The organism is Spirochaeta dissipatitropha (assembly GCF_054657935.1).
In genome coordinates, this window is record NZ_BAAHXT010000003.1 from 141,297 (window position 1) to 165,403 (window position 24,107).

21 protein-coding genes are annotated in these 24,107 nt (G+C 50.5%); 17 read left to right on the plus strand and 4 right to left on the minus strand.

Features of this window, described 5'->3' with window-relative positions; all coding sequences use genetic code 11:
• Positions 1–13: 13 nt before the first annotated feature.
• On the minus strand, positions 14–1,468 hold the full coding sequence (locus ACYQ2L_RS04255; RefSeq protein WP_460051431.1) for a hypothetical protein: 1,455 nt from the start codon (positions 1,466–1,468) through the stop codon (positions 14–16).
• A gap of 324 nt (positions 1,469–1,792) precedes the next feature.
• Here ACYQ2L_RS04255 and ACYQ2L_RS04260 point away from each other — a divergent pair, with 324 nt between their 5' ends.
• Positions 1,793–3,223: a pectate lyase family protein gene (locus ACYQ2L_RS04260; protein WP_460051434.1), complete on the plus strand. Its 1,431-nt coding sequence runs from the start codon at positions 1,793–1,795 to the stop codon at positions 3,221–3,223.
• A gap of 63 nt (positions 3,224–3,286) precedes the next feature.
• Positions 3,287–3,802 carry a phosphatase domain-containing putative toxin gene (locus ACYQ2L_RS04265; RefSeq protein WP_460051436.1) on the plus strand — a complete coding sequence of 172 codons (516 nt, stop codon included), beginning with the start codon at positions 3,287–3,289 and terminating at the stop codon, positions 3,800–3,802.
• A gap of 23 nt (positions 3,803–3,825) precedes the next feature.
• Here the strand turns inward: ACYQ2L_RS04265 and ACYQ2L_RS04270 are convergent, their stop codons facing one another.
• Positions 3,826–5,211 carry an MATE family efflux transporter gene (locus ACYQ2L_RS04270; RefSeq protein WP_460051438.1) on the minus strand — a complete coding sequence of 462 codons (1,386 nt, stop codon included), beginning with the start codon at positions 5,209–5,211 and terminating at the stop codon, positions 3,826–3,828.
• Between the two features lie 114 nt (positions 5,212–5,325).
• Between ACYQ2L_RS04270 and ACYQ2L_RS04275 the strand changes: the two genes are divergently transcribed.
• From ACYQ2L_RS04275 to ACYQ2L_RS04290, 4 genes are read left to right on the plus strand one after another with little or no spacing between them, the layout of a single operon-like run.
• Positions 5,326–6,702, plus strand: a complete 1,377-nt coding sequence (locus ACYQ2L_RS04275; RefSeq protein WP_460051441.1) for an MFS transporter — start codon at positions 5,326–5,328, stop codon at positions 6,700–6,702.
• Positions 6,683–8,089 carry a Gfo/Idh/MocA family protein gene (locus ACYQ2L_RS04280; RefSeq protein WP_460051443.1) on the plus strand — a complete coding sequence of 469 codons (1,407 nt, stop codon included), beginning with the start codon at positions 6,683–6,685 and terminating at the stop codon, positions 8,087–8,089. Before ACYQ2L_RS04275 ends, ACYQ2L_RS04280 begins: the two co-directional genes overlap by 20 nt.
• Positions 8,090–8,138: 49 nt before the next feature.
• The gene (locus ACYQ2L_RS04285; protein WP_460051445.1) at positions 8,139–10,139 is read left to right on the plus strand and encodes an ATP-binding protein; all 2,001 of its coding nucleotides are present in this window, start codon (positions 8,139–8,141) and stop codon (positions 10,137–10,139) included.
• Positions 10,140–10,186: 47 nt separating this feature from the next.
• Positions 10,187–11,059 carry a mechanosensitive ion channel family protein gene (locus ACYQ2L_RS04290; RefSeq protein WP_460051448.1) on the plus strand — a complete coding sequence of 291 codons (873 nt, stop codon included), beginning with the start codon at positions 10,187–10,189 and terminating at the stop codon, positions 11,057–11,059.
• Here ACYQ2L_RS04290 and ACYQ2L_RS04295 read toward each other — a convergent pair.
• Positions 11,050–11,469, minus strand: a complete 420-nt coding sequence (locus tag ACYQ2L_RS04295) for an Lcl C-terminal domain-containing protein (RefSeq protein WP_460051451.1) — start codon at positions 11,467–11,469, stop codon at positions 11,050–11,052. The genes ACYQ2L_RS04290 and ACYQ2L_RS04295 overlap by 10 nt on opposite strands.
• 80 nt (positions 11,470–11,549) lie before the next feature.
• Between ACYQ2L_RS04295 and ACYQ2L_RS04300 the strand changes: the two genes are divergently transcribed.
• On the plus strand, positions 11,550–11,891 hold the full coding sequence (locus ACYQ2L_RS04300; protein ID WP_460051453.1) for a histidine triad nucleotide-binding protein: 342 nt from the start codon (positions 11,550–11,552) through the stop codon (positions 11,889–11,891).
• A gap of 129 nt (positions 11,892–12,020) precedes the next feature.
• Complete coding sequence (gene serC, locus ACYQ2L_RS04305; RefSeq protein ID WP_460051456.1) at positions 12,021–13,097, plus strand: 3-phosphoserine/phosphohydroxythreonine transaminase; 1,077 nt, start codon at positions 12,021–12,023, stop codon at positions 13,095–13,097.
• Between the two features lie 294 nt (positions 13,098–13,391).
• On the opposite strand, the gene ACYQ2L_RS04310 is transcribed toward serC, so the two are convergent.
• Positions 13,392–14,819 (minus strand): citrate/2-methylcitrate synthase, encoded by a 1,428-nt coding sequence (locus ACYQ2L_RS04310; RefSeq protein ID WP_460051458.1) that lies wholly within the window; start codon positions 14,817–14,819, stop codon positions 13,392–13,394.
• Between the two features lie 89 nt (positions 14,820–14,908).
• On the opposite strand from ACYQ2L_RS04310, the gene aspS reads away from it, so the two are divergent.
• The 9 genes from aspS (at position 14,909) to ACYQ2L_RS04355 (ending at position 24,045) form a co-directional block, all read left to right on the plus strand.
• Positions 14,909–16,699 carry an aspartate--tRNA ligase gene (aspS, locus tag ACYQ2L_RS04315; RefSeq protein WP_487247719.1) on the plus strand — a complete coding sequence of 597 codons (1,791 nt, stop codon included), beginning with the start codon at positions 14,909–14,911 and terminating at the stop codon, positions 16,697–16,699.
• Between the two features lie 2 nt (positions 16,700–16,701).
• Positions 16,702–17,541 (plus strand): M15 family metallopeptidase, encoded by an 840-nt coding sequence (locus tag ACYQ2L_RS04320; protein WP_460051461.1) that lies wholly within the window; start codon positions 16,702–16,704, stop codon positions 17,539–17,541.
• Between the two features lie 103 nt (positions 17,542–17,644).
• The gene (locus tag ACYQ2L_RS04325) at positions 17,645–18,814 is read left to right on the plus strand and encodes a phosphoglycerate dehydrogenase (protein ID WP_460051464.1); all 1,170 of its coding nucleotides are present in this window, start codon (positions 17,645–17,647) and stop codon (positions 18,812–18,814) included.
• Between the two features lie 17 nt (positions 18,815–18,831).
• Complete coding sequence (locus ACYQ2L_RS04330; protein ID WP_460051466.1) at positions 18,832–19,929, plus strand: peptidylprolyl isomerase; 1,098 nt, start codon at positions 18,832–18,834, stop codon at positions 19,927–19,929.
• Positions 19,930–19,939: 10 nt separating this feature from the next.
• Positions 19,940–20,845, plus strand: coding sequence for a DMT family transporter (locus ACYQ2L_RS04335; RefSeq protein ID WP_460051468.1), 906 nt, complete (start codon positions 19,940–19,942; stop codon positions 20,843–20,845).
• A 65-nt stretch (positions 20,846–20,910) separates the two neighbouring features.
• Positions 20,911–22,167 carry a GGDEF domain-containing protein gene (locus ACYQ2L_RS04340; protein ID WP_460051470.1) on the plus strand — a complete coding sequence of 419 codons (1,257 nt, stop codon included), beginning with the start codon at positions 20,911–20,913 and terminating at the stop codon, positions 22,165–22,167.
• A 45-nt stretch (positions 22,168–22,212) separates the two neighbouring features.
• Complete coding sequence (locus ACYQ2L_RS04345; RefSeq protein ID WP_460051472.1) at positions 22,213–22,752, plus strand: SiaB family protein kinase; 540 nt, start codon at positions 22,213–22,215, stop codon at positions 22,750–22,752.
• 18 nt (positions 22,753–22,770) lie between these two features.
• Positions 22,771–23,151, plus strand: a complete 381-nt coding sequence (locus ACYQ2L_RS04350) for a DUF1987 domain-containing protein (protein WP_460051474.1) — start codon at positions 22,771–22,773, stop codon at positions 23,149–23,151.
• A 3-nt stretch (positions 23,152–23,154) separates the two neighbouring features.
• Complete coding sequence (locus ACYQ2L_RS04355) at positions 23,155–24,045, plus strand: adenylate/guanylate cyclase domain-containing protein (protein ID WP_460051476.1); 891 nt, start codon at positions 23,155–23,157, stop codon at positions 24,043–24,045.
• The last annotated feature ends 62 nt before the right edge of the window (positions 24,046–24,107 follow it).

Below are 24,107 nucleotides of genomic sequence, written 5' to 3' on the forward strand. Positions count from 1 at the left end.
TGAAGCCGGGTAATTACAGTTTTATAGTGGTGCGTACGAATACACCCCTTGTCTCATACAGGCGGTCTGCAGTTGCAGTACCTTCCTGTCGCAGCTTCACCATGCCGCTCTGCATGCTTTCAAGACCACGATTGATCGTGAGCCCTCTCATGTTTGCAAAGCCGATAGACATTTTTGCGTTCTGGAAGAATTCGAAACCGACATAGGCTTCGTAGCCGAAGTTTTCTGCCAGTGTGAACACATGTGAAAAATTGTCGTAAGCTGAAGAGATTCCATCACTGGTTTCCCAGGTAACGTCAGCCAGGGTTCCGAGTACAGCTCCACCGCCAAGGTACAGATTCTGCAGTACTGAATACTCACCATCGATTCCAAGACTGATCAGATTTATTGGATCCCGGTAGATATGATCAACATTGCTGTATGATCCCGAAAGGGTCAGATCACCAGTCGGTACCGGATCACCGAAACCGGCAAATCCGCGGCCGAAATACTGTACACCTACGGCGGCGCCTGCCTTGATGCTGCTTCTGAAACTGGTAGTTCTGCGTTCGGAGGCATCAGCCATGGCTGCCAGTACATCGATGTTCTTCTCGTAGAATGCACCACTGAGGGCTACAGGAACGTGCAGTTTATCCGGCAATGGCCGTGCAACAAACGTAAGTGAGGCTCCGGCAGAATGACCGGAATAAATACCGGCACCATTCAATGCATAGTTAACAGATGCCGAGACGAAACCGAATGGCAACTGATAGTTATTCAGAGACAAGCCCGCATAAGCCTGGGTCGCATACTCTCCGACAACAGGTCGTCCATGACTCGAGACACCACCGTCGGTGTCATACAGACGTGGAACAGATTCATCAGTCAGCCCGGAAACCGCAGCATCAAGTCGGAGATTGGCTCTGCCTCCACGGTACATCTGCAGGGAACCCGGGAATAACACAACCGTCTCGAGGGCAAGAGCCGGACCATTGGACATGGAAATCATGTTCTGACTCGATTCGAGGCCATAGCCTGATACGGATGCATCCCGAGACGACATACCGAACTTACCGGCAAGCAGATTCACGCGGGTCTCGGCACCAGCGATATTCAGATTCGGAACAAAAAGCCGGGAGAGGTACAGACGGGCATACAGGTTGTCAATATTCAACTGATACGCCCCGACTCCAGTTCTACTCATCTGTAGAGGTAGGTAGGGTGAACCTGTACGAGATGTTGCTGACAGATCCATTACATAGTCATAACGATTCTGCATCCCACCGCTTATCTGCAGCTTTCCCTGTGTCAGATAGCCATTGCGGGTTTCATAAAAGAGTCCAGGCTCCGTGCTTGTCGGAAGCATCTGGTCCTCTCCAACGATACCATAGGAAAGAAAACCGGTACTCTCGGTCCGGATGGAAATATCTGCCTGGGCACTTATCACCAGTCCCAGTGCAATACAAAGAATCAATAGCTGCTTTTTCATGTTACCTCCTGACCAAATGCAGCATGCATATTTAGAATACATATCTGGCAGCAGGATAATCTGTAACTGAAACGATTAATTGAAACTCGATTTCAAAATGTAGATTTCCTGCCACAAGGTGATTCTGCCCCCGGTATGCCGGATCAGAAAGGTACATTTTTTTAGAAAAGCGGACATATTTATAGATTTCAGACCTGTTCTCAAAAGGCAGGCACGCAGCTGAACGGTAAAGTGAAAATGGAAGTCAGAAAAATACCCGAAAGCAGATATAGAATGAATCGATCAATACAGGCCTCATTCAGAGGCCCTTGAAAGGAATTATTCATGAAATATTTGTTATTAAGCCTGCTGTTGATATTTACCGGTTGTATACAACCCCTGGATCAGACAGAGCTGGAAACAGACCATACAGAAGTAAGCGTTACAGTGGTTGAAGCTGCATCGATTGCATTCCCCGGCGCAATGGGTTTTGCCGCCGACGCACAAGGCGGCCGTGGTGGTGACATATATATAGTCACGAACCTGAACGACTCAGGCCCGGGAAGCCTGCGGGAAGCAGTCGAATCAGAAGGTCCGCGCATAGTGGTCTTCGAGGTCTCGGGAATAATCGAACTTGATTCTCCTCTGCGAGTCGACAATGACTATCTGACCATAGCAGGGCAGACCTCGCCTGGTGGAATTACCCTTAAAAATCATGTATTAGCCATTCGTGCTGACCATGTCATAGTGCGCCATTTGCGTGTACGCACCGGAGACGACAGGGTCGCCGATCACAGCGATGAACCAGATGCCATTGAAGTACGCGGTCACAAAGTAATTCTCGACCATGTTTCCGCCAGCTGGGCAATAGACGAGACCTTGTCTGTTGTTCGTGCCGGTGATGTTACCGTGCAGAACAGCTTTATTACCGAGAGCCTCTATGAATCAAGTCATGACAAAGGTATACACGGCTATGGTTCACTCATCAGAATGGAGCATGGTTCACGCTACAGCTTCATCCAGAATCTCTGGGCACACCACAGCGGACGCTCACCGAGACCGGGTAACTACAATACTCCCGATGTTGATCCCCTTGGCGGTGTGAGCGATTTCCGCAACAATGTGTTCTACAACTGGGGCGGCAGCCGGGCCGGCTACAACCATGACAGCAATGGTGCGATTAGTTACTACAATTTTATCAACAATGCCTATAAACGCGGCCCGATGACCAGCAGTAGCACCGTCATTTTTCAGGAGCGGGCAGAAAATGCCAGGGGACACTTCCGCGGCAATGCCCTGGATGGCAATGTGCCGGGTTTCGCTTATGGCAACGTTGACTACGGCTCACTGACAATCGAGATTCAGCACGAGTACGCAGCCACTGAAGAGTTCGAAACCGAGTTCACCCCGGATCCGATTACTGCAGCTGCAGCCTATGAGCTGGTTCTGAACATCGGCGGTGCCTGGCCCCGCGACGCGGTGGATGCCAGGGTAAACCAGGAAGTCCGTGACAAAAAAGGACCGAACAACAGAACAGGCAGCGGTGCAGCCGGCTGGATCAACACCCCTTCCGAGGCCGGCGGATATCCAGTCCACGAGGTCTTACCAGCCCCGACTGACACAGACCGCAATGGCATAGCCGACGACTGGCAGGCTGCCTGGGAAACCGAACACGGCATGAGCGCCGAAGATCCATCCATCAGACGTCCGGACTCGCCATACACAGTCATTGAAGAATACCTGAACTGGAAGCATGAGCAGATTACCAGCATGTAGGCCAGCTAATATATAGAGAGAAATAGATTGATTCATGTCCCGGGGCTGCGTATATTAAGGGGCATGAATCAACACCCATTCTGGAAACTTGAACTGTCGGAAAACGGCAATACAAAACAAAACGGATTTCTGCTGCTCACACCCTGCCCGGGCAGCAAGGGCATCAATCTGGAAAGCAGCCTGGACCAGCTCTCTGCTGCCGGCAGCCGCATGGTGATCTCTCTCATGCCATGGGAAGAGCTTGAACAGAACGGACTGAACCAGATGCGGATTCTCTGCGCACGCTTCAACATGCAGTGGCTGCATCTCCCCATAGAAGATGATCATGCCCCGGAATCGGACTTCGAACCGGCATTCATGGCTGTCTGGCCGCAAATCAAACTGATTCTGGACAGTAACGAAGGTGTAAGTATTCACTGCAAGGGCGGGACCGGGAGAACGGGCCTTGTTGCGGCCCGCATTCTGCTGCTTGCGGGATGGAAACTGGAAGAAGCAGCCGAAAAAATCAGGAAGCTGCGTCCGAATGCCCTTCAGCTTCCAGTGCATCAGAACTACATACAGCAGTTTGTCAGCGCCTGACCTGGGCATAATCTGAGCCGATTCTAAGCCTGCAGCGGCTGCACTCCCAGCTGCTTCATCTTACCCAGCTCATGGCGCACGCAAAGAACGGTTATGCTGCTGGCCAGAATATCCGCCACCGGAAAGGCGAACCAGATACCGCTCAGCCCCCAGAACATCGGAAAAATCAGCACCAGAGGAATCAGAAACAGGATCTGCCGGGATATCGAAAGAAAGAATGCCGGCAGAGCCTTGCCTATTGCCATGAACAGCGCTGCCCCGACCAGCTGCAGACCGATAATCGGCAGAACCAGAACCACAATTCTCAAGGCAGAAGCCCCCATGGCGATCATCTCGGGGTCGTTTCCAAAGGCCCGCATAATCCACTGCGGAAACAGCAGCATGAAAAGCGACGCAATCAGGGTAAAACCGATTGTTGCCAGTGATGCCTTCTTCACCGCCTCATCGACCCTGGCATAGTTACCTGCGCCATAATTAAATCCGGCTACAGGCTGAAAACCCTGGACGATACCGAACATCGGCATGATCGAGAACATCATGACCCGGTTGATTATTCCAAAAACCGAGATCGCAATATCACCGCCATAGACGCGGAGGACATTATTCAGAACAACTGCCAGTATACTGCCTCCGACCTGCTTCACGAAATTCGGAAAGCCAAGCACCAGTATTTCCCGAATCAGCGCACGCTCAGGCATATAGCTCCTGAGATGCAGATGCACGCTGCTTCGACCGCTTATATAATAGACGAGTACAAACAAAAACGAAAGGATAAAGCCCAGCACCGTTGCCAGAGCAGCGCCACGAACTCCCATTCCGAATCCAAAAATAAAGATCGGATCCAGAATCAGGTTGGCTCCGGCACCAATCAGCATAGAAAGCATAGCGGACTTGGCATGTCCCTCACTGCGGATCAGGTTGTTCGCCGTGACCACAACAATCAGAAACGGTGAACCGAGCAATACAATCTGCAGATAATCCCTGGCATAGGGAAGCAGACTTTCGGTTGCACCGAATGCGACAAGAATGTGATCCAGCCCAAACCAGGCCGAGACCAGCACCAGAATGCCGGTTACCGCACCTACAGCCAGGGCGTTGCCTGAAGCACGCGATGCCTTTTCGTCATCTCCAGCTCCGAGTGCCCGACTCACCACAGAAGCCGATCCAACCCCGATCATGGTTGCAATGGCAAAAAGAAAAATCTGGAAGGGGAAGGCAATTGCCAAACCGCCAATTCCGGCAGCACCGACTGCGTGCCCGACAAAAATGGTATCCACGAGATTGTACAGTGCATTGACAAACATACCGACCATGGCCGGTATCGAGAGTTTCATCAGGAGCGGCCCTATGGGCAGGCTGCCAAGCTTTTCATTCCGGGCAGCTGCTGCCTGGGCTTTTTGATTTTCCATTGAGATACAGTACTGATTATATATAATTGAAGCAATACAGTGGGAAAGATCAATCTTTCTTGACAATAGCTCAAGGCAGGCATAGCCTGTGAGAAGACACATTCAGGGGGCACAATGGAACGTTTTCCTCGCTGGCGCCAGCTCGTGTATGCCAATGGTACACTCGGCTTTTCGATTATGGACAATATATACGGGGTGTACCTCGTATTCTTTCTGCTGCCCCCGAAAGAACTGGGAATGCCGGAGCTCATCGACAACAGACCCTTGTTGTTCGGCATTACCATTATCGGGATCATCAATCTATTCGGCAGAATCATCGATTCTCTGGCCGATCCCTTTATTGCCTGGCTCAGTGACAATGCCACTTTCAGAATCGGACGGCGGAAATTCTTTATTCTGACCGGGTCTATCCCATTTGCACTCACCGGGGCACTGCTGTTCTTCCAGCCGACCACTGGAATCAGCACCGCCAATGCCTGGTACACCGCCCTGCTGCTTGGTCTGTTTTTCTTTTTCTATACCTGGTTCATGGCACCAAGCCTGGCGCTCATACCCGAACTCAGCCGCAACAACGCCGACCGGGTCAATCTCACTGTAATGCAGGCCGTTTTCACCCTGGTCGGTGCAATAATCGTCATGATAGTCAGCCCGATTATCTGGGAAGCCTTCCAGACGGCAGGCTTGAGCGTCAGCAGAAGTTTCCAGTTCAGCATGCTGATTCTCGCACTTATCGCTGCGGTCTCCATGTTTACCTCCGGTCTCCCGGTAAATGAAAAACGCTACTCACGGGGAAAACCTGCCAATGTGAAGCTCATGGAATCAATAAAAATGACTGTGCAGAACAGATGGTTCATTATCTATATGATTGGCACCATCCTCTACTGGTTCGCTTTCAACATGATCAGAGCTGCAATCGCATATTATCCGATTGTACTGCTGAATAGAGAATCAGGCTTTCAGACCCTGCTGATGGCAGCCCTCTTCGGAACAGCCTTTATCGTATTTTTCTTCCTTCCTCTGCTTTCCAGACGCTTCAGTAACAAGCAGCTTATGCTGGCCGGCATGCTCAGCCTCTCGGTCGGAATGACGTTCACGATATTTGTGCCGGCCTTCGGTGAATATGCCTCAGCGGCTGCTCTGGTGCAGATGGCTGTTCTCGGTTTTCCGGTATCCATACTGCTGGTTATTCCGAATGCCGCAGTAGCCGACTTGAGCGAGCTCGACAGCTTCAGACGGGGTATAAACCGCGAAGCCATGTTCTTCGGCACCCAGGGCCTGTTCATGAAGGTCAATTACGGCATTGCCCTGGCGATTACCGCGAGTCTGTTCGCATTTTTCGGCAAGGATGCAGCTGAACCGCTGGGAGTCATGCTGACCGGACCGGTTGGAGGACTGTTTGTTCTCATCGGTTTCTTTGTATTCCGCTTTTATCCCCAGAAAGAAATCAGCAGAGAGCTGGAAGAGTTCAGAAATGCAGCAGTCAACAGCTGAACAGAAACAGATACTGCTTGTCGGCGCGGGAAACAGGGGGCGTGTGTACAGCGATGCCTTGCTCGGCAAGGCCTCCGGAGGCCACAAGTCTCCAGCAAGAGTCTGTGCCGTTGCCGAGCCAATCGAGCAGCGCCGCCGCAGCTTTGCTACCCGTCACCATATACCCGCAGACCATTGTTTCTCCGACTATAAAGAGGCAGCTGATGCCTGCCGCAGAGGCAGCCTCCATATCGACGCTGTGATACTTGCCACCGGAGACCACGAACATGTCGAACCTGCGCTGGCCTTTCTCGAGCTGAACACGCACATACTGCTTGAAAAACCAATGGCGGTGCGCAGAGAGGATATCCGGAAAATCTGCGAAGCAGCAGATGCCTCCAAAGGAAGCTTGAGCATCTGCCATGTACTGCGCTACAGTCCCTTCTTTCAGACCCTGAAATCGGTGGTTGATTCTGGCATACTCGGACAGATCGCGAGCATGTATTATGCAGAAAATGTTGCATGGTATCATTTCGTTCATTCCTACGTCCGGGGTAACTGGAGGGACTCAGAAAGTTCTTCCCCGCTGATTCTGGCCAAAAGCTGCCACGACCTGGATATTATACAGTGGCTCATGGACAGTCCTCCTACCCGTATTTCAAGCAGTGCACAGCGTCGCCTGTTCATAGAGCAGGCAGCACCTCCTGGATCCGCAGGACGCTGCACCGACGGCTGCCGTTATGCCGACAGCTGCCCCTACGAAGCGGAACGGACCTATCTCCACGGCATTCCTCTCAAACAGGCACTGTCGCGGAGCCCAGGCTTCCTCGGGGCGGCTGCAGGATTCAGTCTGAAACATCCGGCAATAAGCCGGAAAATCCCCGGATTGAAGAACTACCATATCTGGAAGGAATGGCCGACCAGCACCATCAGTGATGATCTCAGTCATGAAGGAATAAGCCGCGCGCTCAGGGAAGGACCATACGGGGTTTGTGCCTGGAAAACCGGCGGAAATCAGCCTGAACACCAGGAAACCCTTATCGACTTTGCCTCCGGCGCAACTGCTGTCTTCCGGCTTCATGGACTTAGCCATGAGGAGGGCCGCAGCATCAGAATAGACGGCAGCCTGGCCAGTCTCAGAGGCAAGTTCGGAAGTGGCTCATCAATCAGCATCCATCATCACCACAGCGGACAGACCGAAGAGCTTCCGGTACACAGCGATTTTATCGGTCACAGCGAAGCCGACACTGCTATTGTGGAAAACTGGGTCAAGGTTCTCGCTGGCGCTCCGCTGACAACATCCGCGAGGGAATCAGCCCTCAGTCATATAATGGCATTCGCTGCGGATGAATCAGTACAGCAGCAGCACTCTATTCTGCTCGAAGATTTACTCCGGGACTTTACTTGAGATTCCACAAAGACTATCATTTAAATCACTGAATAATGATGGAGGTAAAATGAGAGCAGCACCCGTACTATCACTCCGCAGTCTGTTGACGGGTCTGATCATCCTTCTGGTTGCTGCAGTCATTATTGTTATGGGTTCGCTGTCATATACTGCCAGCCGGGACTCTATTGCCAGTATCGCAGATTCACTGAAAGCAGAAGTCAATCAAAGAATTATTGAACATCTCGACAGCTTCTTTTCACTTCCGCCGAGAATAAACGAAGCCACTGCCGGAGCCATACAGCGCGGAAACATTCCCCATGACGACCAGGAAAGCCTTGGAAGTTATTTCTGGGAGCTGATTCAGATTTTCCCCGGCGTCAGCAGCATGTATTTCGGTAACCCGGAAGGTGGTCTGACCAATGCCGGGCGTGAAGCCCTGGACGGCAGCCTCTACAAGATTACGACCGAGGATTTCAGTGCCGGTAGATTCAGCAAATATGCAACTGACAGTGAAGGACGTCCTGCCCAGCTGGTCTCTTCCATTCCCGATTTTGATGCGCGTGAACGCCCCTGGTACCAGGATGCCCTCGGGCAGACCGGGACTGTCTGGAGCGAACCCTATGTCCTGTTCACCGGACAGGACCTGGCTGTATCGGCCAGTAAGGCTGTACGGAGCAGCGACGGAAGCCTGCTTGGCGTAACGGCTGTCGATCTTTTCTTTTCGCATATTACCAGCTATCTTTCGGACATTGCAGCCGACAGAGCCGAAAAGAGTTTTATTATGGAACGCTCTGGCCTGATGATTTCATCATCAAGCGGGGAAAACCCCTTCCGCCAAAGCGACAGCGGACAGACAGGGATCCGCCTCGCCGCATCCGCCAGCAACGATCGCCTCACTGCCCGGACTGCTGCCGTCCTTATGGAAGAATTTAGCAGAGGTGCGGAACAGAACTCCGGAAATGAGTATTATCAGCTTTCATTTTCTCTGGACGGCGAGGTCCATACGGCACTTGCAAGCCGCTTCAAGTCTGAAAGCGGTCTGGACTGGTACATTGTCACGGTCGTGCCTGAAAGCAGCTATATGCGGAAGGTACAGGAGAACTACCGGCTTGCGCTCACCATAATGACAGTCATACTGATACTGCTTCTCATTCTTGCACAGCAGCTTATCAAACTGATCAATGCGCCGATTGCTGAACTGACCCGATCAGCCCACAGTCTTGCATCCGGTCAGTACACGGATACCATTCCTGTCCAGAGCTGGATCCGCGAAATCCGTATTCTAGGCCGGACTTTTATCTGGATGTCGGAACAACTGAATACCACTATACAGGATCTGAAGGACTCCAAGGAAAACGCAGAAGCTGCCAGCATCGCAAAATCACAGTTTCTGGCAAACATGAGTCATGAACTCAGAACCCCACTGAACGGCGTAATCGGCTTTACTGGCCTGCTCCTTGAAAGCCCCCTGGACACAGAACAGGAAGCCTATGCCAGGCATGCCCATACCTCCGGGAAACTACTGCTCGAGATTATTTCCGACATTCTGGATTTTTCTAAAATTGAAGCAGGACAGCTTGAACTGGAAATTCAAGCCTGCAAGCTGAGCGAGATTCTGGACGATTCCCTGGATATTATTAAATTTCCTGCCGACGGAAAAAAAATCGAGATCGTAAAAAAAATCCCTGAAGGAATGCCTGATATAATCTATACCGATCCGGTGCGGCTGAAACAGATTCTGGTCAATCTGCTATCGAACGCTGTGAAATTCACCGACAAGGGCTTTGTTGAGTTAAAACTGAAGTATGAACACACAGAAAGCACAGAGATTAAAATCGACTTTACTGTATGTGATAGCGGTATCGGAATCAGTGACGACCAGAAAAAGCGGCTGTTCAAGGCCTTCAGTCAGGCAGACAGCTCAACTACCAGGAAGTACGGAGGCACAGGATTAGGACTGGTAATCTCACATCAACTCGCAGAGAAAATGGGGGCGCAGATTTCAATTGACAGTACCTACGGACAAGGCTCCTGCTTCACCCTGTCTGCTCACTTCAAAACAGAATAACAGGCAGTAGTTTTACATTCCCTCTGCCATTTACTATACTGAAGCTCATGCAGTCATTCATGAACAATTATCTATACAGATATGCGGAAGTCCTGAATACCTGGGTGCTGAGGGATCTGCCTGCAGCACTCATGCTTATTCTGTCATTTTTCATCCTCCGCCTGGCAGTCGGAGCTTTTTTCCGCCAGACCCGGAATTATCTACTACAGCGGGCCGAATTGAGCCCCGACACCGATACCGAGGAAGCAGGCAAGCGTATCAATACACTGATATCAATTGCCAGCGGAGCTGTCCGTATATTGCTGTGGTTTCTCCTGCTCATGCTCCTCCTACCCCGTTTCGGAGTTAACGTAGGCCCGATTCTGGCAAGTGCCGGTATTCTCGGCCTGGCGATCGGTTTTGGCGCACAGGAGCTGGTAAGGGATGTAATCAGCGGATTCTTTATTCTTCTTGAAAATCAGATCCGTACCGGTGATGTCGCCGTAATTAATGGTACCGGCGGTGTTGTTGAAAAAATCGAACTGCGTACAACGTGTCTTCGCGATGCATCGGGGGTGGTGCATGTATTCCAGAACGGAAAAATAAACAGTCTTTCAAACATGACCAAGGAATGGTCGGCTATTGTGCTGGACATCGGGGTTGCATACAAGGAAGACGTGCGCAGGGTTATGCAGGTCATGCAGGAAGTCGGGGATGAACTACAGGCGCTGCCTGAATGGGGTGATAAAATAATTGCACCAATTGAAGTTCAGGGACTTAATGATTTCGCCGACAGTGCGCTGGTAATCCGCGCACGAATCAAGACCAGACCGATTCAGCAGTGGGCGGTCGGCAGGGAATACCGGCGAATGCTCAAGGAACGCTTCGATAAGGAAGATATCGAGATTCCATTTCCGCACCGCAAGCTTATTCAATCCTGAGTCAGGGAACGGACCGGGCGCACACGATGCCGATCACCCGGTCTGCTCTCGGCTTTATACCCGGAAAAGAAATCAACAACCCTCATACCCACAGAAAGCCGGCTTGCTGACCAGTAGAAGCCGGGAACCGTCAGACCGGACAGCTCATGACGATTTTCAAACATCTGCAGCAGCTCATCTTCCTCGGGTAAGCGCCAGTCCCCCAGCCCTCCGATCTCGAGTATTTCCAGCTGAGAAAGAGCAGATTCAAGCTCAAGCAAAGGATCACCATCCTCGGAGTACCAGTCATATGGTGCCGACTGGAAGTAATCAAAATATACCGATCCGTCCAGTTCATCCTCCGAAGCATCCAGCGCAGACAGGCAGAGACTCTGGCACAAGCACAGACACATGACTACAGCTATCTTCATAGGTACAGCCTAATTCATTGAATACTAAAACACAAGATTGTATACTGCCAGGAAGAAGGCATGAAAATGGAGGGTCAGCAATGGATACAATTTTTGACAGAATTCTGGCAGGAGAGATTCCTTGCGAGAAGATATTCGAGAACGATGATGTACTTGCCTTCAGAGACATCAACCCACAAGCACCGGTGCATGTATTGGTGGTACCAAAAAAACGATGGACAAGTATTGCAGATCTACATGCCGACGAGGCCGAAGCGATCGGGAAATTCATGGCTGGGGTATCACTGACAGCAAAAGAACTCGGTCTTGAAGACAATGGCTATAGGGTCGTGTTCAACACCGGAAAGGATGCCCTGCAGACAGTTGAATATCTTCATGCCCACATTCTTGGTGGAAGAAAAATGTCATGGCCACCCGGCTGAGTCAGATAAACCTGTTTACAGTACTATTGATTAGTGCATCAGCCATCACATATTCCGGAAATAACGCTCTGCGGGTTTGACCAATCGACAATAATTCGATAAAAAGATATTCATAAGGAGAAGGCTGATATGCGCAAATTTAATTTTTCCGCCGGTCCATCAACGCTTCCTGTGAGCGTGCTGGAGACATTACGAGACGATCTGGTAGATTACCAGGGAATGGGCTTGTCCCTTGTCGAAGCCAGTCACCGCAGCCCTGAGTACGATGCTGTACATTCCGGCACTGTATCTCTGGTAAAAGAATTGCTGCAGGTTCCGGACAGCCATGAGGTCCTGCTCCTTCAAGGCGGTGCTACACTGCAATTCGGAATGATACCGCTCAATTTCATGCAGCCGGGAGGCAGCTGTGATGCTGTTCACAGCGGATCATGGGCCAAAAAGGCGATTGCCGATTCTGCGAAAGTCGGGAAGGTCAACATTATCTTCGACGGCAAGGATAGTTCCTACACTACTCTGCCTGAAACGGTGAAGTGTACCCCCGGGGCATCCTATCTGCACATTACAAGCAATGAAACAATCGGCGGTGTACAGTGGAAAACATTCCCGGATACCGGAGATGTTCCCCTGATCGCTGATGCATCCAGTGACATCATGAGCCGCCCCCTGCCAGTCGAGAAGTTCGGCATGATCTATGCTGGAGCCCAGAAAAACCTCGGCCCAGCCGGTGTAACCCTGGTAATTATCAGCAAGGCACTGCTCGAGAAATGTCCTGACAGTCTGCCTGCCTACCTCAACTACAAGAGCCACAGCGAAGCCGGGTCTCTCTACAATACCCCACCGGTATTTGCAATCTGGGCCATGGGCGAGGTACTGAAGTGGGTCAAGGAAAACGGCGGCCTCAGCGGAGTCGAAAAGCTCAACGAAAGGAAGGCTGCTACGGTCTACAATGCAATCGCTGCTCACGGTGATTTTTACAGCTGTCCGGTAGATGAAAAGGTTCGCTCGAACATGAATGTTGTTTTCCGTCTCCCGACTGAGGAACTCGAAGCACAGTTCATTTCCGAAGCCAAAGCAGAAGGTATGATCGGCCTGAAGGGACATCGCTCTGTCGGTGGATGCCGCGCATCTATCTACAATGCAATGCCTATTGAAGGTGCCGAAAAGCTCGCAGCGTTCATGGATGCATTTGCCAAAGCACATTCATAAGGAGAAAGTTGCTGCATCATTTGTTTGACAATAGCCATGACCGAACTTATACTTGAATCAAGGAGTTCGTCATGGCTAATGGAGCAACTGAACCGCCTTACAGCTTCAGCTGACATATTGATGTCGGCATGAAGTACCGAAAAGTGGGTCCGTGAGGCCCCGAAAAAAAATTGACCGATCTTCCCGCCACCATGTGTGCTCCGGGAGACGGTGATAAAAGCCGGCATAAGGCCGGCTTTTTTTTTTGCAACGAGCAGTTTATCGACCTTATATCTAAAATGAAACCTGGAATCTTCAGCGTTCCTCGATTGGAACATACTGCTCGTCAAGGGTGCCGGTGTAATATGCCCGGGGACGGAAAATCCGGTTATGCTGCAGGTACTCAAGAACGCGTGAGGTCCAGCCGGCAACACGCGACACAGCAAAAATAGTGGTATATAAATCAGTTGGGATTCCCATACTCTGATACACAATGCCGGAATAGAAGTCAACGTTCGGGTAAATACCTTTCTGGCTGCCGAGTGTTTCAATCACCTCTTTCTCCAGGGCTTTTGCAGTCGCATAACTCTGGCTGAGATTCTCGTTTTCCTCTGCAAGAAGACCAGCCAGAGGACCAAGAATGCGGGCCCTCGGATCATAGGATTTATAGACCCTGTGCCCGAATCCACTCACCTTCTTCCCATCGGCACGAGCCTTCTTGTACCAGGACCTGGCATTCTCCGCTGATCCGATTTCCTCAAGCATGTGAACAACATCGACATTTGCTCCGCCATGCAGTGGACCACTCAGGGCAGCAATCCCGGAACCGATCGCAAAATATATATCCGAAAGGGTTGAGGCCACCACCAGAGAGGCAAATGTACTGGCGTTCATACCATGATCGGCATGAAGAATCAGACTGATGTCCATAATCCTCTCTTCAAGCCTGCTCGGTCGCTTTCCGGTGAGCATGTACAGATAGTTTCCGGCAAAACTTAGATCCTTCAGCGGTTCCAGCGGCATATGTCCGGTTCTGATCCGGCCGATTGTTGCTGCAATACTGCAGACACCGCCGAGAAGTTTATAACAACTCTCGATCTCCTCAGCACTAACCAGGCTTTTAGCGATATCATCAGGACGGTTCATGACTTTTTTCAGGAATTCAAATCGGGATTTTTTTGACCCAGTGGGCTTCGTTTCCATCGCGATAGAATCTTCATCGGAGGCAATGTTTTCATTCGAATAGTATTCGGCATCCTGGTCGCGATAAGTCTGCTTCTGACGCATCAGGTTTGTGCCTAAACGCAGGGCAGCCATCGGCCCCATTTCCTCGACCGGAAAGGTAAGCAGCAGTCGCTGAGTTGTAGGAATATGCATTTCCCTGCGTAATATACGGCCGAACTTCCGAAGCTCGACAGCTGAAGGTAATTTCCCGTGCAGTAGCAGATATGCGGTCTCCTCGTACGATGAATATGCACAGAGGTCAAAAATATTATAACCCCGGTAGTAAAGCATACCCTGAGCACCGTTTACATAGCCGATCTTGGTCTCACAGGCGATTGCCCCTTCGAGCCCCGGGCCAACGGTACACTGCAGAGGCCATTCAAGTGAACTCGGCGCGCGCTGTTCAAGCTCACCCCCGTTCTCATCCATTGCCTTCTGCTTGGCAGCTAAAATCAATTCGGTTACCTGAGCCAGGTGCTGCTCTTCCAGCGTTTTATTATCTATATTCTCTGTTGACATACCAGAAGAATATACCGAAAACACTGATTTACGCAAACAGCTTACCTGCTTACTGTTCAAAACGGCTGAATTTCCTGTACATTCAGGGTATGGAATACATGAAGCGAACAATGAACTGCGGGGAACTAAACCCCGAGTATAAAGATCAGACTGTAACACTGAACGGCTGGGTTCACCGGACCAGAGACCATGGCGGCATTCATTTCATTAATATCCGGGATCGCTATGGAATCACCCAGGTTGTGGTTGACCAGGATGCTGGAGATGAAGTGCGCTCAATTGCCGAAGGTCTGAAGCTTGAATACTGCATTTCGGTCACCGGTCTTGTCCGCCTGCGCCCTGACAATATGATCAACAACGATATGCCGACCGGCCAGATCGAGCTCTCAGCCGCCCGGATCCAGATTCTTTCACGCTGTGAGGTTCTCCCTTTTATGATTGAGGATGAATCCTCAGCCAGAGAAGATCTGCGCCTTCAGTTCCGCTACCTGGACCTGAGAAGTGCCGGAATGCAGAAACGAATTGCCCTGCGCAGCCGGGTATCATTCAGCATACGTGAATATCTGCAGACACAGGGATTCATGGAGATTGAAACTCCGACAATGATCAAATCCACACCTGAGGGTGCCCGTGACTTTCTGGTTCCCTCCAGACTGAATCCCGGCCGCTTCTATGCCCTGCCGCAGAGTCCTCAGCTCTACAAGCAGCTCCTCATGGTATCCGGATTCGATCGCTACTTTCAGCTGGCACACTGTTTCCGTGATGAGGATGCCCGGGGTGACCGTCAGCCTGAACATACCCAGATTGATATGGAAATGAGTTTTGTCAGCCGGGAGGATGTGTTCCAGGTTACCGAAGGAATGATGGGGCATGTGTTCCGGACCTGTCTGGATGTAGAACTTCCTGCACAGTTTCCCCGACTCAGTTACCATGAAGCCATGAACCGCTTCGGTTCGGACAAACCTGATCTGCGCTTTGATCTGGAACTCCAGGACTTCTCCACCTTTGTCCCGGGTAGCGGTTTCGGTGTATTCGAAGGCACCCTGGAAAACGGAGGATCGATAAAGGCTATGGTCGTTCCTGGTGGAGCAGAATTCAGCCGGAAACAGATTACCGAGCTTGAGGATGTAGCCAAAACCTACCATGCCAAGGGCCTGGCCTTTGCAAAGGTTCAGGATGACAGCCTCGAGAGCGGCATCGGAAAATTCTTCAGCAGTAAAACTGCAGAAATCAAGGAAGCACTGGGTGCAAAGACCGGTGACCTGCTGCTGTTTGTTGCCGACAGCTGGAAGGTCAGCTGTACTGCCCTGGGTGCAGTCCGATCAAAGCTGGGCACTCAACTGGACCTTATCGACCGTTCGAAATTCGCCTTTGCCTGGGTTGTAGACTTCCCGCTCTTCGACTGGGATGATGAACTCGAGAAATGGGAACCTGCACACCACATGTTCACCATGCCCCGTGCCGAATACATCGACAGCATGGAAAGCGATCCAGGCGCCGTCAAGGGTGATCTCTATGACCTTGTCTGTAATGGATACGAAATGGCATCGGGATCAATCCGTGTGCACGATCCCGAGCTTCAGCAGAGAATTTTCCAGATAGTAGGATTCCCCCGTGAAGAGGCTGAACAGCGTTTCGGCTTTCTGCTCAAGGCTTTCAGGTACGGGGCACCGCCGCACGGAGGCATTGCGCCGGGTCTGGATCGACTGCTCATGATTATGTGCGGAGCACCTACTATCCGCGAAGTCATTGCCTTTCCGAAAAACACCCAGGGAATAAGTCCGATGGACGACTGCCCGGGGCCGATCGATGAAATACAGCTGCAGGACCTGGGATTACAGCGGATTCCTGTAAAAGATTCCGGAACTGAAACAGAATAATCATGTTTTCGGGTCTGCGGTCAGTGGCTGACCGGTTTCTGATATTCTGGCTGCTGCTTCTTGTCAGCAGCCAGCTGTCTGCTGACAGCACAGAGAACAGGACGTACAAGGACGCACCGGATAATCTTCAGCTGCTTACACAGGCCTATCCGGGAGCTTTTGAAATTGTGAAGCGCCCGGAGCAATGGGGAGTTCTGTTCCCCGACAATACCTTTATTCCATGGGACGAGGGTATCGAACATGAATCATATGAGGATCTCCTGGCCCGTCCCAATCTGAAGGATATGTTTCTTTACAGCTATCCTGCTGTCGGAAATACATCCGGCAGCAGGACTTCACAGCCGCCGCCGGAGAATTTTGATCCCGGACGAATCCGCCACGAAGGATTTTTCCGTGCTTTGTATGGAAGAAGCCGCATTGAAATAGAAGAACAGCTCGAAGAAATCTACTGGATGCCGAATGCCGGGCATCCCGATGCAGGCACGCCGCTGCAGGTTCATTCCGCCTTCGATATTCCCGAGCGCCTTCGTCGGATCTCAAACCGGCTCGAACAGCTGCCGGAGGAATACCTGCCCTACCTGCTTCCTCCTGCCGGAACCTGGTACTGGCGGAGAATAGCCGGGACAGAGCGCCTGAGCATGCACTCCTACGGCATTGCAATCGATATAAATCCTGCCCTTGGTGATTACTGGCGCTGGGATGCGGAATACCGCTACAGAATCAGACTCCCCCTGGAAATTGTTGAAATTTTCGAGAATGAGGGATTTATCTGGGGCGGAAGATGGTACCACTACGATAGCTTTCATTTTGAATTCCGGCCCGAACTGCTGATGAGTCGATAATTTATTAACTATTAGCAGCCGTATTGCTTGACCAAGGTATAACTGTAATATAGCCTTGAGCCATTCAGGAAACTGCATATACCAATATATTGGAGGAGAGTTTATGAGCACGATTAAAACCTTTAACAAAATATCCAGCCAGGGTCTGGATATTCTCAGCGCGAAGGGCTACACCATCGACGAGAACGCAACTGATGCCGAGGGTATTATCCTGCGCAGTCACAAACTGCAGCCGGATGAAATTTCTGATTCGGTACTCGGGATCGCTCGTGCCGGGGCTGGCTACAATAACGTTCCGGTAGACAACTGTACCGAACGAGGCATTGTGGTTTTCAACACTCCTGGAGCAAATGCCAACGGTGTGAAGGAACTTGTGATTGCCGGTATGCTCCTCTCCTCACGCAGGGTATATCCAGCACTTGCATGGGCACAAAGCATCAAGGACAAAGGTGATGATGTCCCGAAACTGATTGAAAGTGAAAAATCAAACTTCGCCGGACCGGAAATTGCCGGAAAAACCCTCGGTGTAATCGGCCTCGGAGCTATTGGAGTCCTGGTAGCCAACGCCGCTACCGCACTCGGTATGCGCGTTGTGGGTTTCGACCCCTATCTTTCTGTTGAATCAGCCTGGGGAATGTCTTCAGCCGTTGAAAAAGCAGCCAACATGGACCAGGTACTGCAACAGGCCGACTATCTCACACTCCATGTTCCCCAGAATGAACACACCAAGCACATGATCAACAGCGAAAGTCTGGCAAAAATGAAGGACGGAGTACGGATTCTCAACTTTGCCCGCGGTGGTCTGGTTGACGATGCAGCTATGCTGAAGGCACTCGACAGTGGCAAGGCTTATGCCTATGTAACTGATTTTCCGGATGCTGGTCTGCTGGGTCGGGATGATGTTATTGCAATTCCTCATCTCGGAGCTTCAACCCCTGAGTCAGAGGAAAACTGTGCTATTATGGCAGCCAATCAGATGGATGATTTCCTGAGAAACGGAAACATAATCAACTCAGTAAATTTCCCTGCCTGCTCCATGCCGATGAGCGGTAATATCCGACTGACTGTAAGCAATAAAAACGTGCCGAAAATGGTCGGTCAGATTACTACTGCCCTGGCAGATGCCGGAATCAACATCGAAGACATGATGAACCGCCACCGAGGTGAAATTGCCTACAACATTATAGATGTTGACAAAGAACCTGGAAATGATATTCTTGAGACACTGAAGGCCATTGATGGAATAATCTCTGTCAGGGTTATCAAAGTCTGAAAAAACAAGGGAACGCTATGCGTATACGAACACTACTAATCAGTGCTGTGATAATCACAGCACTGGCGGCATGCACCTCGGCAGAGGAATCAAACTCTGTGCAGGCAAGCCGCGTTTCATCACAAGGAGATGCAGTGCAATTAACGACTGCCAGCGGGTCAACAATTGACCACACAATGGAAGAAGGGCTTTATGCCCTTATGCAGACCAGCAAGGGGAGCATTCTGCTTAACCTTGAATTCGAAAAAACACCTCTGACCGTAACCAACTTTGTAGGTTTGGCAGAAGGAACAATAAGCAATTCCCGCGGGGATGGACCGTTCTACGATGGTCTTAGCTTCCACCGTGTTATAGATAATTTTATGATCCAGGGTGGCGACCCGCAGGGTACCGGAAGCGGCGGCCCGGGCTACCGCTTTCCCGACGAAATACGCTCCGAGCTCCGTCACGATACCGCAGGTATACTCTCCATGGCGAATGCCGGACCGGGAACCAATGGCAGTCAGTTTTTCATTACCCATGAACCGACCCCGTGGCTCGACGGACGCCACACCGTTTTCGGTCAGGTTGTTGTCGGACAGGATGTGGTAAATGCCATCCAGCAGGGTGACAGCATTGAGACTCTCAGCATTCTCCGTGTCGGTACAGATGCCGAGGCTTTCACCGCCAGCCAGGAAGACTTCGATCGTCATCTGGCAGGCATGCAGGAAGCTGCCGAAGCAGAAGCAGCCCGCGCGGCAGAGAAGCAGCAGGAAGAAATAAATCAACGCTTCGCTGATCTGCAGGATGGTGAGCAGGGCATACGGTACCGGATTGAGCAGGAAGGCAGCGGACCCAAACCCGAAGCCGGCGAGACTGTCAGCATTCACTACACCGGCTCATTTGTGAACGGTCAGGTTTTTGACAGCTCTCTGGAACGGGAACCACTCAAGTTCCAGATTCAGGGCGGCCAGATCATTCCCGGCTTCGATCTGAGTGTGCGGGATATGCGTGTGGGAGAAAAACGAACTTCTGTTATACCTCCATCACTGGCCTATGGAAGTCAGGGTGCCGGCGGTGTAATTCCTCCGAATGCCTATCTGGTATTTGAAATCGAACTGCTTGATCTCGAATAAGCAGGAAACCTTGCAGAAATCACTTATGGCGGTCTACCTGGGTCTGGTAGCCGCCATGTTTTTTTACGGATTTTCATTCATTCTCACCAGCCTTGTACTGCAGGAGCTCGGGCCAATCAGCATACTGCTTGTAAGAATAAGCATCTCAAGCATACTGCTGCATCTGATCCATGCAGTCAGCACACGCAACAGAAGATCAGTTGTAGAAAAACGACACCTCCCGGCATTCCTGCTTGTAGCCCTGTTCCAGCCGTTTCTCTATTTTATGGCGGAAAATTTCGGACTAAGCAGGGTCTCCCCATCCGTCACTGCTATAATTATCGGTACGATTCCGGTCGTCACACCCATGATAGCCGGCCCGATACTCAGGGAAAAACTTACCAGACTTAATGTAGTCGGATTGCTGCTCTCGGTTGCCGGAGTGGCTGTGATCAGTCTTGACGGCTCAGGGGATTATGTTGATCCCGCAGGAATAGTCCTGTTGTTCACTGCTGTGGCCGCTGCTGCCGGATATGCCGTAGCAGTCCGACGGGTTCCGCAGAAATATGATGCATTTACCATCGTAAGAATGCAGAACCTGCTGGGCATTCCTATGGTTCTTCCTTTTTTCCTGTTTTTTGAAAGACCTGCTGATCTGTTGCTTGCGAGCCCGACGTCCTGGCAGATGCTGCTTCTCCTTTCGGTATTTCCTTCCACCATAGCATTCGTACTGCTCAGCAATGGAATACGGAAGGCTGGTGCAGGCAGGGCAAATGCCTTTGCCAATCTCATTCCCGTCTTTACTACCCTTTTCTCGATATTCTTTCTCGGGGATCCATTTGTCCTCCGCGTCTGGGTCGGCATGGCCATAGTAATCTCCGGTGTTTCAGTTGCCCAAACCAGAATTATTCCCAGAACCGGAATTCAGGAAGCCTGATCAAATTCCATATATATCGATTTCCTGCGCTTGAAATTTCAGTGTAAATCCTTATTATTCTTATTGTGGTGTATCTAAAAAATATTTTTCCTTCTCTTCTACTGATTCTCATAACAGTGGTGGCTTCGATTTCGTTTAGCGGACAACTCGGTCCTCCTCTGATATCAGCGGTTCAATTCATATCTATTATTGTCAGCAGTGCCGGGATCATGATGAGCGCCTGGTTTCACCGCAGCCGGCCCTTCTTTGCATCATTGATCATTCTTATACTGGTTCTGGTATTTCACTCACCGCAAATCGCCTTCTTCACAGATTTCTCGAACAGCGCTGTATTTGATCTGCTGAGACTCACTGTACCTGTGTACATCGTTCTGATTGCTCTCTCTCCGAAACGACGCATTCTGGGCGGAGTCAGTCTGATCTGGATCCTGCTCATAGCACTGATCTGGCTGCTTTCCTGGGGAACCCAGCATTACGACTGGCTGCAGGGGTTTATCCGGAGTGTACACAGCCTCAATTTTCTACCGGTACCTCTCTCATTGCTTCCGATGACCGACCTTAGTGCATTAATCGGGGTTCTTGGTTTTGTCTGTATTATTCTTGCAGTACCGGTTCATCGCACCGACACCCAACTCTCGGTTGCCTGGATCGGTACTTATCTTGCGCTTGAAACTGCGCTTATCTACATGGAGAACAGTTCCATAGCACTTGTCTGGCTTGCTGCTTCCGGAACCGTGCTTGTTACGGGTCTGATCCAGCATGCCCACAGCATGGCATACCTGGATGAATTGACCACCGTTCCCAACCGTAGAGCACTCGAGGAGCAGCTCCAGCGATTGCGACAGAAGTATTCAATTGCAATGGTGGATATCGACCATTTCAAGCAATTCAACGATACCTACGGCCACAGGATAGGTGACCAGGCCCTGAAAAAGACCGCAGTCCAGCTTCTGAAAGTCGAAGGCGGGGGTCGTGTATACCGATATGGAGGCGAGGAATTTACCATCATTTTCCCTGGAAAGGACAGCAAAGCCGCAGCTGCCTGCTGTGACAGCATTCGAAGACAGATTGAAAAAGATCCCTTCACCAAGCGCTCAACCAGGACCTGGAAATCTCCCAGAAACAGAGAAATCAGGACCGAAACCGGGAAGCATGAGGGCATTGTGATTACAGTCAGCATCGGAGTATCTGAATCAAACAGCAAATCAGCCAATCCCCAGCAGGTGCTGCAGAATGCCGACAAGGCACTTTACGCCGCCAAAAAGAAAGGTAGAAATCGGGTAGTAATTGCCAGCTCGAATTTGCACAATCCCATCGGATAGACTACGGTATAGATGAAACTACGGTAAAAAAAGCAGGAATTACACATGAAGGACACACAACTGCCTCAGCTGAACGAACTACTCGGAGAAAGCATGATTCTCTTCTGTTTCAGTGGTCCATTCCATCAGGAACTGATTGAGGAGCTGGGGAAGGCGATCCAGAATTATCTCGAGAGCATGGATAACAAAAAAGAACCACGCTCGGTGTTCAGAAACGTCTTTGCCGTTTTTATTGAACAGAGTCAGAACGTCAAACGTTACCTTGATTCGCTTCATGATGCGGCTGCCGAACGATCCGGCATTGTAGTGATTGGAAGAAATGAGGATGGTTTTTTCGTAAAATCCGGGAACAGAATACTGAAAGGTCATCGTGAAGACCTGGAAGAACGGCTGAAAAAAATACAGGCCATGAACAAGGATGAACTCAAACAGTTATACAAGGAAACTATTCGCTCCGAGCGGGGAAACGCAAGCGCCGGGCTCGGCTTTATCGACATGGCCCGGAAGGCAAACAGACAGCTCGTCTACAGCATTACATCTGTAGACGCATCATATGATTTTTTTTCGCTCAGCGTACAACTGTAACAGCACGGAGGCTTATTCATGGAAGCTTTATTCATAGAGTCAACAAAATCATCACCGGAAATTGATTTCAAACCAGACACCGGAATTCTGAAAATCAGCGGCCAGTCGTACCCTGAAAATTCATTCCAGTTCTTCGAACCGGTGTTCATCTGGATAGAAGAATATCTGCGAACGCTCAATGGAGAATGCAGGGTACTGCTCAATCTTGATTATCTCAACACATCCTCCTCTAAATGCCTCATGGATTTTATTGATTTACTAGAGGAATCTTATAGCGCTGGTCATAGAATCACGATAGAATGGCTGTACGATCCCGAAAATGACAGCTCTGTCGAACTGGCAGAGGAGTTCAGCGAAGACCTGTCGATCCCATTTCTGATACGAGAGCTAGAGGAGTAGATTGTGGCCGAATCCGGTTTTGATAACGAGGAACGCATTCTTTCACATGCCCAGAACTTCCTCGCTGAAACGGAACCGGAGGACAGCAGCGAATACCGGAATGAGCTGGAAAATCTATCACGGCATTATCACAAGCTGCTGAGACAGAGCCGGAAGCTGATGAGAATCAGCGATAGACTGCAGAGACAGCTCTCGGAAACAAACGATGCCCTGCGCTATGAAAACGAGAAGAATCAGAATCTCCAGAATATTATTCAGCAATATATCCCCAGAAACACCTGGGAAAAAGCCGACCTGAATTCGCACACACCGAACCTCGAAATACCCAATGAAGAAGTACATCGCGTCTGCATGTTCCTGGATGTTGTGGATTTTACCCGTTTCAGTGAACGGAGAAATCCGCAGGAGGTCATGCAGAGCCTGAATACTATTTTTCAACCGGTTGTCGAGCTTATTCATCAGAGCGGAGGCGACATTGATAAGTTTATCGGTGACTCAATCTTTGCAGTCTACCTCGATGCCCGTTCAGCCCTCGAGACAGCAATCAGAATTCAGTTCATGGTAAACAGTATGCAGCATCTCGGTCTCCGGATCGGCATCAATTCAGGCAGTGTAATAATCGGGAATGTAGGTGGTCAGCGGCGCAAGGACAACACCTATATGGGAGATAATGTAAACATAGCTGCCAGACTGCAGACTCATGCCCTGCCGGGAGGCATTATGATCAGCCGTTCCTGCCTGGATGAAGCTGGTCTGCAGGAAGATCAGCCCTGTATTTACGAGCTTCCCCGCACTCCTCTGTATGTCAAAGGACGAATGAAGCCGATCGAGATAATTCAGATAGAAGCACATACCATACAAACACTGGCCCACACACTTCAACTGGAGGTATAAGCGATGCTCCTCGGCTTAACAGCAAAAACATACATGCCTGCTGCCGCCTTTATCCTGACCCT